Origin of the sequence: Cellulomonas sp. B6 (assembly GCF_001462455.1) — a bacterium.
Classification (GTDB): Bacteria; Actinomycetota; Actinomycetes; order Actinomycetales; family Cellulomonadaceae; genus Cellulomonas.
In genome coordinates, this window is sequence record NZ_LNTD01000164.1 from 32667 (window position 1) to 44737 (window position 12071).

At 75.7% G+C, this 12071-nt stretch carries 11 protein-coding genes; 9 read left to right on the top strand and 2 right to left on the bottom strand.

Annotated elements, in window-relative coordinates; translation table 11 throughout:
- The 7 genes from ATM99_RS14430 to lnt all read left to right on the top strand — a co-directional run bounded on the left by ATM99_RS14430 (window position 1) and on the right by lnt (window position 9203).
- A complete protein-coding gene (locus ATM99_RS14430) occupies window positions 1–333 on the top strand; it encodes a hypothetical protein (RefSeq protein WP_062103566.1) in 333 nt (110 codons plus the stop codon).
- A gap of 120 nt (window positions 334–453) precedes the next feature.
- Entirely contained in the window at window positions 454–744 is a 291-nt protein-coding gene (gene tatA, locus ATM99_RS14435) for a twin-arginine translocase TatA/TatE family subunit (protein WP_062103567.1), read from the top strand.
- Between the two features lie 40 nt (window positions 745–784).
- Window positions 785–1606 (top strand): twin-arginine translocase subunit TatC, encoded by an 822-nt coding sequence (gene tatC / locus ATM99_RS14440; protein ID WP_062103574.1) that lies wholly within the window; start codon window positions 785–787, stop codon window positions 1604–1606.
- Complete coding sequence (locus tag ATM99_RS14445) at window positions 1603–2517, top strand: diacylglycerol kinase family protein (protein WP_062103568.1); 915 nt, start codon at window positions 1603–1605, stop codon at window positions 2515–2517. Before tatC ends, ATM99_RS14445 begins: the two co-directional genes overlap by 4 nt.
- A gap of 31 nt (window positions 2518–2548) precedes the next feature.
- Complete coding sequence (locus ATM99_RS14450) at window positions 2549–5431, top strand: RNA helicase (protein ID WP_062103569.1); 2883 nt, start codon at window positions 2549–2551, stop codon at window positions 5429–5431.
- Window positions 5432–5537: 106 nt separating this feature from the next.
- Entirely contained in the window at window positions 5538–7169 is a 1632-nt protein-coding gene (locus ATM99_RS14455) for an amidohydrolase (RefSeq protein WP_062103570.1), read from the top strand.
- A gap of 465 nt (window positions 7170–7634) precedes the next feature.
- Window positions 7635–9203, top strand: coding sequence for an apolipoprotein N-acyltransferase (gene lnt, locus ATM99_RS14460; RefSeq protein WP_062103571.1), 1569 nt, complete (start codon window positions 7635–7637; stop codon window positions 9201–9203).
- Window positions 9204–9307: 104 nt separating this feature from the next.
- On the opposite strand, the gene ATM99_RS14465 is transcribed toward lnt, so the two are convergent.
- Entirely contained in the window at window positions 9308–9652 is a 345-nt protein-coding gene (locus tag ATM99_RS14465; RefSeq protein ID WP_046528400.1) for an RNA polymerase-binding protein RbpA, read from the bottom strand.
- Between the two features lie 239 nt (window positions 9653–9891).
- Here ATM99_RS14465 and ATM99_RS14470 point away from each other — a divergent pair, with 239 nt between their 5' ends.
- Window positions 9892–10839 carry an aldo/keto reductase gene (locus tag ATM99_RS14470; RefSeq protein ID WP_062103575.1) on the top strand — a complete coding sequence of 316 codons (948 nt, stop codon included), beginning with the start codon at window positions 9892–9894 and terminating at the stop codon, window positions 10837–10839.
- 218 nt (window positions 10840–11057) lie between these two features.
- Window positions 11058–11585 (top strand): ASCH domain-containing protein, encoded by a 528-nt coding sequence (locus ATM99_RS14475; protein WP_062103576.1) that lies wholly within the window; start codon window positions 11058–11060, stop codon window positions 11583–11585.
- 113 nt (window positions 11586–11698) lie between these two features.
- Here the strand turns inward: ATM99_RS14475 and ATM99_RS19425 are convergent.
- The coding region (locus ATM99_RS19425) for a hypothetical protein (protein ID WP_223305119.1) at window positions 11699–12071 on the bottom strand (373 nt) is incomplete at its 5' end.

Below are 12071 nucleotides of genomic sequence, written 5' to 3' on the forward strand. Positions count from 1 at the left end.
GTGCTCTGGTTCACCGTGTGGACCCTGCTGGTCCTGGGCACGCTCGGCGGGGCGTTCCTGCTCGGCCGCCGGCTCTGGCGCTCGCTCGTGGGGCTCGGGGAGGAGCTGGCCCGCGCGGGCGAGGTCGCCGAGCAGGTGTCCGCGCACGCCGCCGAGCTCGAGGCGCGGGCGCGCGCCGCGCAGGGAGAGGCGCGTCCGGCGCTCGGTGCGGACCTGGACGAGCTCGGGGCGCGCGTCGAGGAGCTGCGCGCGCTGCGGCGGGTTCGGCGCGCGCGGCGGCGCACGCGTCACCGCGAGACGGTGGCGGACGCGTCGCGCCGCTGGTTCGGCTGAGCCGCCGGCGGCCGGCGCCACGGATTCCGGCGCAACGGGGCGAAGCGCTTCGACAGCGGGGGTCCACCACGTAGACTCACCCGGTCAGCACCGCCACCCATCCGAGGGAACGGACTCGTCATGAGGCTCACCCCGACGCACGCCGTCATCCTGCTCGTCGTCGTCCTGCTGCTGTTCGGCGCGAACCGACTGCCGGGTGTGGCCCGGAGCATGGGGCAGTCGCTGAAGATCTTCAAGAAGGAGATGCAGGACCTCACCGGCGACGGGACGTCGACGTCCGCACCCGCCGAGCCCGGCGCCGCGCGGCCCGCGAGCACGAGCACCGCACCCGACCCCGTCGCGAGCACCGCGCCGGACGGCTCCGAGGTCCCTCCGCCGCCGCCCGCACCGCCCGCCGCGCCGCGCTCCTGAACCGACCGTGACCCGCAAGCCCGCCGCCGACGGCGGCCGGATGCCGCTGCGCGCGCACCTGCGGGAGCTGCGCCGGCGTCTCACGCTGGCCGCCGTCGGGCTCGTGGTCGGCACCGTCGCCGGCTGGTTCTTCTACGAGCCCGTCTTCCACCTGCTGCAGCAGCCGATCCTCGACGTCGCCGCACGCCGCGGCGGCACCGTGTCCCTGAACTTCCAGGGCGTCGCCACACCGTTCGACGTGCAGATCAAGGTCTCCCTGTTCCTCGGGGTGCTCGTCACCAGCCCGTGGTGGATGTACCAGCTGTGGGCGTTCATCACCCCCGGCCTGACGCGCCGCGAGCGGGGCTACGCGGTGGGTTTCATCACCGCGGGCGTGCCGCTGTTCCTCGCCGGGGCCGGGCTCGCGTTCTGGGCCCTGCCCAACGCCGTACGGCTGCTCACCGACTTCGCCCCGGCCGACACCACCAACTGGGTCGACGCGCAGCTGTACCTCAGCTTCGTCATGCGCGTGGTCCTCGCGTTCGGCATCGGGTTCCTGCTCCCGGTCGTGATGGTCGCCCTGAACTTCGCGGGCCTGGTGCGGGCGCGCGCGTGGCTGGCGGGCTGGCGGTGGGCGGTCGTCATCGCGTTCACGTTCGCGGCCGTCGCGACGCCCACGCCCGACGCGATCACGATGCTCGTCGTGGCCATCCCGATCTGCATCCTGTTCTTCCTGGCGATCGGGATCTGCCACCTGCACGACCGCCGCCTGGACCGGCGCCTCGTCGCCCAGGGGCTGCCCCGGCTCGACGGCACCACGCCCGAGGACGACGTGGTGCGCCCCCGTCGCGGGGCCGGGGGCTCCGCGGCCGGCGCTGCGTGAGCCGCCTCGGGCTCGTCGTCAACCCGGTGGCCGGGCGCGGACGCGGCGGGATCGTCGGCGCACGGGCGCACCGTCTGCTGACGCGCGCGGGCCACGACGTGCACGACCTGTCCGCGCCGGACCTCGCGCGCGCGACGGCCCGCGCACGGCAGGCGGTGACCGCCGGGCTCGACGCCCTGGTCGTCGTCGGCGGGGACGGCATGGTGCACCTCGGCGCGAACCTCGTCGCGGGGACGGCGGTGCCGCTGGGCGTGGTCGCGGTCGGCACCGGCAACGACGTGGCCCGGGCCCTGGGCCTGCCCCGGGGCGACGCCGACCGCGCCGTCGCCGTCGTCGACCACGCCCTGCGGGCGGGCCCCCGGCGCGTCGACGCGGTCCGGGTCGTCCGGGGCGCGGGCACAGGCCCCGAGTGGTACGTCGGCGTGCTGTCCTGCGGCATCGACGCCGCCGTCAACGCACGTGCGAACGCGCTGCGCTGGCCGCACGGCCACGCCCGGTACGTCCGAGCGCTCGTGCCCGAGCTCGCGTCGCTACGGCCCTACGGCTACCGCGTGCGCGTCGACGGCACCACCTGGGACTCAGCCGGCACGCTCGTGGCGGTCGCCAGCACGCCGTGGTTCGGGGGCGGGCTGCGCGTGGCACCCGACGCGGCGCCCGACGACGGGCTGCTGCACGTCCTGCTCGCCGGCCCACTGACCCGTCGGGGTGTCGTCGGGCTGTTCCCCCGGCTGTACCGCGGCACCCACGTGCACGACCCGCGCGTCCGGGTGCTGCGCGGGACCCACGTGACCGTCGAGCACGCGCCCGCGCTCGGCCCGCCGCCGCCCGACGCGTTCGCCGACGGGGAGCGGCTGGGCCCGCTGCCGCTGGACGTCGAGATCGTGCCCGGCGCGCTGCGCGTCCTCGGCTAGCGTCGTGCCGCGGCGTGCCTAGGGTGGGCGCGTGCCCTCCCGTCGTCACCGCCACCGCACCGCGTCGAGCACCGCACCCTCCGACGGGTCGACGCGACCCGCCCGGCCCGCCGACGCCGAGCCGTCGCCCGCCGAGCGGTACGCCGCCGCGCGGCGCCGTGCCGGGGCCGACCGCGGCGAGCTCGCGACCTTCCGCGAGCGGCACGACTTCCCGCTCGACGACTTCCAGCTCGAGGCCTGCGCCGCGCTCGAACGGGGCAGCGGCGTCCTGGTCGCGGCACCCACGGGCGCGGGCAAGACGGTCGTGGGGGAGTTCGCCGTCCACCTCGCGCTCGCCGCGGGGCGCAAGGCGTTCTACACGACGCCCATCAAGGCGCTGTCGAACCAGAAGTACGCCGACCTGGCGCGCGTGCACGGTGCCGACCGCGTCGGCCTGCTCACGGGCGACACCAACGTCAACGGCGACGCCGACGTCGTCGTCATGACCACCGAGGTGCTGCGCAACATGCTGTACGCCGGCTCACCGGCGCTCACGGGGCTCGGGTACGTCGTCATGGACGAGGTGCACTACCTCGCCGACCGGTTCCGGGGCCCGGTGTGGGAAGAGGTGATCATCCACCTGCCCGACGACGTGCAGCTCGTGTCGCTGTCCGCGACGGTGTCGAACGCCGAGGAGTTCGGCGACTGGCTCGCGACCGTTCGCGGCGACACGACCGTCGTCGTCAGCGAGCACCGGCCGGTGCCGCTCGGGCAGCACGTCATGGTCGGCGACCAGCTCCTCGACCTGTACGCCGGGCACGTGGACCCGACCGACCCGGGCGTCGACCCGCCCATCAACCCCGACCTCGCGCATCTGCTGCGCCGCCAGCCGCCCGACGGGCCGCCGCGCCGGGGCCCGGGCGACCGCGGCGGACGCGGCCGGGGCGGCGGCCACCGCGGGCCCGGGGGCGTGCGCCCCGCGCCACGGTTCGTCGTGGTCGACGAGCTCGCGCAGGCCGACCTGCTGCCCGCGATCGTGTTCATCTTCTCGCGCGCCGGGTGCCAGGCGGCCGTCGAGCAGTGCCTGCGGGCGGGCGTGCGGCTCACGAACCCCCGCGAGCAGGCCGAGATCCGTCGCGTCGTCGAGGAGCGGTGCGCCGCGATCCCGCCCGAGGACCTCGCGGTGCTGGGGTACGACCAGTTCGTCGAGTCCGCCGTCCGGGGCGTCGCCGCGCACCACGCCGGGATGCTGCCGCTGTTCAAGGAGACGGTCGAGGACCTGTTCTCGCGCGGGTGGGTCAAGGTCGTGTTCGCCACGGAGACGCTCGCGCTCGGCATCAACATGCCCGCGCGGTCCGTCGTGCTCGAGAAGCTCGTGAAGTGGGACGGCAGCGGCCACGTCGACGTCACACCGGGGGAGTACACGCAGCTCACCGGCCGGGCCGGCCGCCGTGGCATCGACACCGAGGGCCACGCGGTGGTCGTCGCGCACCCCGGCCTCGACCCCGTGCAGCTCGCGGGGCTCGCGTCGCGCCGGCTGTACCCGCTGCGCTCGTCGTTCCGCCCGACCTACAACATGTCCGTCAACCTCGTCGCGCAGGTCGGTCGCGACCGGGCGCGCGAGGTCCTGGAGACGTCGTTCGCGCAGTTCCAGGCCGACCGCGGCGTGGTGGGGCTGGCGCGGCAGGCGCAGAGCCACGCCGAGGCGCTCGAGGGCTACGCCGAGGCCATGACCTGCCACCTGGGCGACTTCGCCGAGTACATGGCGCTGCGCCGGGCCATCACGGACCGCGAGCGCGGCGCCGCCAAGGAGGCCGCCGCGTCGCGCCGAGCGGACGTCGCCCGCACGCTCGACGGGCTCCGGGTCGGGGACGTCGTCGAGATCCCCGTCGGCCGGCGCGCCCAGCACGCCGTGGTCGTCGATCCTGGCGGCCCGGGCGGGTTCGACGGTCCGCGACCGACGGTGCTCACGGTCGACCGCCAGGTGCGGCGGCTCACGGTCGCCGACGTGGGCACGGGGCTGCGCACGATCGGGCGGCTCAAGGTGCCCGGCGGCTTCCAGGTGCGGGTGCCCGCGGCACGACGGGACCTCGCGGCGCGGCTGCGCACGCGGCTCGACGACCTCGAGCTCACGCCGGCGGGCCGTCCCGGCGGACGCCGCGCGCAGGCGCGGTCCGCCGCGTCCGAGGACGCCGCGCTCGAGGCCCTGCGCCGCGACCTGCGGGCCCACCCGTGCCACCGCTGCCCCGAGCGCGAGGACCACGCGCGGTGGGCCGAGCGCTGGGAGCGGCTGCGGGACCAGCACGCGACGCTCGTGCAGCGCATCTCGGGCCGGACCGGATCGATCGCCGCGGTGTTCGACCGCACGTGCGACGTGCTGCGGACGCTGGGCTACCTCGACCACGACGCCGACGGCACGCTCGTGGTGACGCCCGACGGCCGGTGGCTGCGTCGGCTGTACGCCGAGAACGACCTCGTGCTCGCGGAGTGCCTGCGCCGCGGCGTGTGGGACGAGCTCGACGTCCCGGGGCTCGCCGCCGCCGTCTCGACGCTCGTGTACCGGTCGCGTCGCGACGACGACGCGGACGCCCGCGTGCCCGGCGGGCCCGACGGACGGCTGGGACGTGCGCTCGACGCGGCCGTGCGCGCGTGGTCGCAGCTCGAGGACCTCGAGCACGCGGCCCGGCTGGAGACGATCCAGCCGCTCGACCTCGGGCTCGTCGAGGCCATCCACCGCTGGGCCGCCGGCCGCAGCCTGGACGCGGTGCTGCGCGGGTCCGACCTCGCCGCGGGCGACTTCGTGCGGTGGTGCAAGCAGGTGATCGACGTGCTCGACCAGGTCGCGGGCGCGGCACCCACGGCACGGCTGAGGACGACGGCCGAGCGGGCGGTCGTCGCGCTGCGCCGCGGTGTCGTCGCGTACTCGGCGGTCTGAGCGGTCACCTCGTGGCGACCGGCAGTGCCGCTGAGGCGCAGGTCACGGCGCCCGGGGACCGGTCTCGGGCCGCGCCCTGGGGCATCCGGCCCTATCGTTGCCGGATGTGAGCTCGACCCTGTACCGGCACGGAGTGGTGCACTCTCCCGCCGACCCGTTCGCCGAGGCCCTGCTCGTCGAGGACGGCACCGTGGCCTGGATGGGCTCGGACGACACCGCGGACGGGCTGGTGGCCGGCGTCGACGAGGTCGTCGAGCTCGAGGGCGCCCTCGTCGCCCCCGCGTTCGTCGACGCGCACGTCCACCTCCTGGAGACGGCGCTCGCGTCGGCCGGGCTCGACCTGCGCGCCGAGGCCGGCGTGGCGGGGGTCGGTGACGTGCTCGACGCCGTCGCGCGCGTCGCGGCCGAGCGGGCGGCGGGCGACCGTCGCCCCGTGCGCGGGACCGGCTGGGACGAGGGCGCGTGGCCCGAGGGCCGACCGCCCACGCTGGCCGAGCTCGACGCGGCGGGCCAGGGGCTCCCGGTGTACCTCGCACGCGTCGACGTGCACTCGGCGGTCGTGTCGAGCGCGCTGGCGGACCTCGCGGGCCTCCGCGCGCTGCCGGGGTGGTCCGACGACGGCCGGGTCGAGGGTGCGGCGCACCACGCGGCGCGCGACGTCGCCCTCGCGGTCGCGGACGACGAGCGCGAGGGTCTGTACCGCGCGGCGCTCGCGCAGGCGGCCACGGTCGGCATCGCGTCGGTCCACGAGCAGTCGGCGCCGCACGTCGACACCCGCGACGGGCTGCGCCAGCTGCTCGCGCTCACCGCCGACGCGGCCTGCGGCCTGCCGCTCGTCGTGGGGTACCGCGCGGAGGCGTGCGTGACCGCCGACGACGCGCGCGCCCTGCTCGCCGACGTCCCGGGGCTGACGGGCATCGGGGGAGACCTCAACGTCGACGGCTCGCTCGGCTCGCGGACCGCGGCGCTGCGGCACGCGTACGCGGACGCGCCCGGCGTCACGGGCACGCTGCACCTCACGGCCGAGCAGATCGCCAACCACGTCACCGCCGTGACGCGCGCAGGCTCGCACGCCGCGTTCCACGTCATCGGCGACCGTGCGCTCGACGAGCTCCTGCTCGGGATGCGGGCCGCCGCCGACGTCGAGGGGACCGCCGCGATCGCCGCGGCCGGGCACCGCGTCGAGCACGCCGAGATGGTCGACGCGCACTCGCTCGCGCAGATCGTCCTGCTCGGGCTGCGGCTGTCGGTGCAGCCCGCGTTCGACGCCGCGTGGGGCGGACCCGACGGCATGTACGCGCACCGGCTGGGCGCCGGACGCGCCGCCGCGCTGAACCCGTTCGCGGACCTCGCGGCCGCGGGCGTCCCGCTCGCGCTCGGCTCCGACACGCCCGTGACCCCGCTGGACCCGTGGGCGGGGGTGCGCGCCGCGGCGTCGCACCACGAGGAGCACCAGCGGATCTCGGTGCGTGCGGCGTTCCGTGCCGCGACGCGCGGCGGCTGGCGCCTCGCCGGCCTCGACCACACCGGTGCCGGCGAGCTGCGCGTGGGCGCGCCGGCGCACCTCGCGGTGTGGCGCGCGGAGCACCTCGTGGTGCAGGCGTCGCGGACGTCCGCGTGGAGCGCCGACGCACGCGCCGGGAGCCCCCTGCTTCCCGACCTGTCGCCCGACGCACCCGCCCCGCAGTGCCTGCGCACCGTGCGCGGGGGTGTCGTCCTGCACGACGCGCTGGACTGAGGCGGCACCCGGTCGACACCACGTCCGGGTGAACCGTGGCCGACGGTGCGCCGTCGGCCGGGTGTCGACCCGGAGTCGATCGGGCGTCCGGAAGGCGCCGGTTCGCGACACGCGGGCGACACGCCGGGCCTCGTGATCGCGCTCCCGGCAATCCGGACGCCCTGACCTGCGCCGATCTCCCTGACCTGGCCAGACGTCCCCTTGACAGTGGTGCCGAGGCGGGTAGTTTCGCGAGTGGCCCGCCGTCGCGGGCGCCGGGGGGACTCACGAGGCCTGCATCGGCGCCGCGCCGCATGAGCTCCGACCGGGCCCGCGCGTCCAACAGAGAACGGCAGGCTCCGCCTCGCCGGTACGAAGGGCGCGCGGGCCGGTCGGTCGGAGCGGGGGCGCGCAGCGCCGCAGGACACTCGCGTCGCCGGGCACCCGCTCCGCCGGGCGCCCGCGCCGCTGACGTACCCTGCTGCGGTGCCTCTCCCGCCGTCCGCCCGCTGGTTGACCCTCGTCTTCGCAGCGGCCGGCGGGTGGTTCACGCGCCTCGCGTTCCCGGACCCGGGCTGGAGCCTGCTCGCCCCGGTGGGCATGGCGCTGCTCTACCTCGCACTGCGGCGCGACTCCGCACGCTGGAACGCGCTCGTGGGGTTCGTGTGGGGCCTGGCGTGCTTCGGCCCGATGATCACGTGGGCCGACGAGGCCGTCGGCCTCGTGCCGTGGCTCGCGCTCACCGTCCTCGAGGCGTCGTACATCGCCCTGTTCGGCGCGGCGTGGGCGTGGGCCCGCCGCGGTCACGCGGTGTGGCGCAGCGGCTGGTGGCAGCTGCTCGTGTTCGTGGTGCTGTGGGTCGGCATGGAGGAGCTGCGCTCGAGCTGGCCGTTCGGGGGCTTCCCCTGGGGACGACTGGCCTTCTCGCAGGCCGACTCGCTGCTGTCGGCGTACATGTGGCTCGGGGGCACGCCCCTGCTGAGCGCGGTCGTCGCGGGGGCCGGTCTGCTCATCGCGCGGGCGGCGCTCGCGGCGGGGCAGGTGGCGTTCGTCCGGACGCTGGTGCCGCTGCTCGTCGTCGGGGCCCTGGCTGTGGGCTCGCTGCTGATCCCGCTGGACACGGCGGCGCAGACCGGGACGCTGCGCGTCGGTGCGGTCCAGGGCAACGTGCCCGAGCCGGGACGGCTCGACGCGTTCGGTCAGCGGCGCCAGGTCCTCGACAACCACGTCACCGGGACGCGCGCGCTGCTGGAGCGCACGGCGCCCGGCGACCTCGACGTCGTGCTGTGGCCCGAGAACGGCAGCGACATCGACCCGCAGGTCGACGCCGAGGCGGCCGGGCTCATCGACGGCGTCGCCCGTGAGGTCGCGGCACCGCTGCTCGTGGGCACGGTGCAGTACCCGGAGTCCGGCGGTCGGTACAACACCGCCGTGCTGTGGGAGCCGGGCGTCGGGCCGGTCGCGACGTACTCCAAGCAGCGACCGGCGCCGTTCGCGGAGTACATCCCGATGCGGTCGTTCGTGCGCCACTTCTCCTCGGCGGTCGACCTCGTGACGCAGGACATGATCCCCGGCACGAAGCCCGGGGTGATCCCGCTGGACTCCGAGCGGCTCGGCCGCACCGTCGTGCTCGGGGACGTCATCTGCTTCGAGGTCGCGTACGACGCGATCGTGCGCGAGTCCGTCACGCAGGGCGGAGAGGTCCTCGTCGTCCAGACCAACAACGCGTCCTTCGGGTGGTCGGACGAGTCGACCCAGCAGCTCGCGATGGCCCGGCTGCGCGCCGTCGAGCTCGGCCGCGCGACCGTGCAGATCTCGACCGTCGGGGTGAGCGCCGTCATCGCCCCCAACGGCGTGGTCACCCAGAGCACCGACCTGTTCACCGCCGAGCAGATGATCGCCGACCTGCCGCTGCGCGACTCCCTGACGCCGGCGGCACGCGCGGGGGACTGGCCGGCGCGCGTGACGTGCGCGCTGGCCGTCTGGGTCACGCTCGCCGGCATGGTCGGCGCGGCGCGCCTGCGCCGCGCCGACCGGCCGGAGGGCCCGGCCTGACGCCGAGGCGTCGGGAGCACCCCCGGGCGTCAGGACGCGAACAGCACGACGCCCCCCGGCGCAGGCACCGGGGGGCGTCGTGACGGCTGGTCGCGGGGTGCGCGTCAGGCGCTGCGGCGCAGCTTTCCCGCACGCAGCAGGTCGAGCCGCTCGTCGAGCAGCTCCTGCAGCTCGTTGACCGTGCGACGCTCGAGCAGCATGTCCCAGTGCGTGCGCGGCGGCTTGCCTGCCTTCACCTCGGGCTTGGACGCGTCGCGCAGCAGCGCCTCGGTGCCGCAGCGGCACTCCCACACCACCGGGACGTCCGCCTCGACCGAGAACGGCAGGATGATCGTGTGCCCGTTGGGGCAGTCGTAGTACGCCTGGAGACGAGGGGCGAAGTCGACGCCCTGCTCGGTCTCCATGCTGTGGGACCCGATGCGCATGCCGCGCAGGGACCTGTTGGCCATGGTGGACCTCCGTGCCGTGTGGCTCCGGCGGCTCGCGCCCCGCCGGATTGATCGAATCGTTCTGCTTCCTGTTCGTCAACGCGGGTCGGTACGGCGATGTTCCTGCCCGCGGTGAAGGTCTGGTGAACACCCACTGTGGCAGTTCCCGACGGAGGGCGCGCGTCGGGGCCGGGGGAGCCGGGGGAGCACGGTGACGCGGGCGGACGCCGTGGTCACGTGCCTAGGCTGGGCCCATGACGATGACGTACCGCCGACTCGGCGACAGCGGCCTGACGGTGTCCACGGCAGGGCTGGGGTGCAACACGTTCGGTGCGACGCTCGCGCCGGACGGCGTGGCCGACGTGGTCGGCGCGGCGCTGGACGCGGGCGTGACGTTCTTCGACACCGCGGACGTGTACGGCGGCGTCCCCGGCCAGAGCGAGGAGCTGCTGGGCGCCGCGCTGCGCGGGCGCCGCGACGACGTCGTCGTGGCGACGAAGTTCGGCATGGACGTCGGCGGGCTCAACGGCGCCGACTGGGGCGCGCGCGGCTCGCGGCGCTACGTGCGGCGTGCGATCGAGGGCTCGTTGCGGCGCCTGGGCACCGACCACGTGGACCTCTACCAGCTGCACGCGCCGGACGTCGGTACGCCGATCGAGGAGACCCTCGCGGCGCTGCACGAGCTCGTGGTCGAGGGCAAGGTCCGCTACGTCGGCTCCTCGAACTTCGCCGCGTGGCAGGTCGTGGACGCCGACTGGGCAGCACGTTCGGCGGGCACGACACCGTTCGTGTCCGCGCAGAACCGCTACAACCTCCTGGACCGCACGGCCGAGGCCGAGCTGGTGCCCGCGGCCGAGCAGGTCGGCGTGGGGATCCTGCCGTACGTCCCGTTGGCCTCCGGCCTGCTGACCGGCAAGTACCGACGTGGTCAGGACGCACCCGAGGGCAGCCGCCTGTCGCGGATGCCGCAGCGGCTCGCGGCGGCGGACTTCGACCGGATCGAGGCGCTCGCGGCGCTCGCGCAGGACTGGGGGATCGACCTGCCGACGCTCGCACTCGGCGGCCTGGCCGCCCAGCCCGGCGTCGCGTCCATCATCTCGGGCGCACGCACCTCCGAGCAGGTCCGATCGAACGTCGCGTCGGCACTCTGGGAGCCGACGCTCGAGCAGCTCGCGGCGATCGACGACGCGGCGCCCGGGCCCGCCTGAGGCGGCGGCAAGGTGGGCGCGCGGGGCGGAGGTAGCGCGGGGCGGAGGTCGTGCAGGGCAGCGCGCTGAGTCGTCGGCACGTGGGTAGTCGGCACGTCGGCCTCGACGGCACGTGGTCCCCGACGGAGGAGCGCGTGCCCGTCGTGAGACGACCGTCACGCCGCGCCGACGAGGTATGCGCTCGTCCCCGCGGTCGGCGCGTCCGTAGCGTGGGCGGCATGCCCCACGAGGACCAGCCCACCGCCCTGCCCCCGGTCGACCGTGCCGCGGCCGACGCGTTCTGGGCCGCCTACGCGGCCGCCCACCCGGCCGCCGTCGCGGCGTGCTCCGACTACACGGTCGAGTACTTCGGCGACAACCCGCGCCTGGCGGACCAGCTCTTGCGCACCGTGACGCACGGCCCGAAGCGCGGGACCGCCGAGCTGACCAGCGAGTACCGCGCGCGGGGTGACGAGCTGCCGCGTGTCGGGAGCCACTGGATCGCGTGCGACAGCACGGGCGCGCCCGCGATCGTCATCCGCAGCACGGACCTGCGCATCCTCACGTTCGACCAGGTCGACGCCGACTTCGCGTACGCCGAGGGCGAGGACGACCGGTCGCTCGAGAGCTGGCGCCGCGAGCACCGCATCTACTGGACCCGCACGTGCGCAGCGCGGGGCGCGACGTGGTCGGAGAGCGACGAGATCGTCTGCGAGCGGTTCGCCGTCGTCTGGCCGCCCGAGCTCGCGGACGCGGACGCCCGGTGACCGCCCGCCCGGCAGCGCCCGGTCGCTGACCGGTCGACCCACGGGAGCGACCCTCCGCACCCTCGTGCGGAGGGTCGCGGGGCCGTCGAGCTGTGGCGTCGCGGCGGAGCGGGTCAGCTCCGCAGGACCCTCGCACGGTGCTCACCGACCGCCAGCACCGCCCTGACCGTGATCCCGCGGTCCGCGGCGGCCTCGCGCAGCGCGGGCTCCCACGTGCGTTCGAACGACCCGCGGTCCCCACCGGCCGCCCGTACGACCGCGACCACGAGCGACCCTCCGGGGGCGTCGTGGGCGAGGACGTCGCCGATCGCGACCATCACCTGCCGGACGTCGCGCGGCTCCGGCTGGAGCGGGATGCCGACCAGGGGGAGGACGACGGGGAGCGGACGTGCGTCCGCGTCGAGCAGCAGGAGCCAGAGCGCCGGGGGACTGGCTCGCTCGGGCCCGACGAGCGCGAGCACCGCGTCGAGCAGGTCGCTGTCGTCG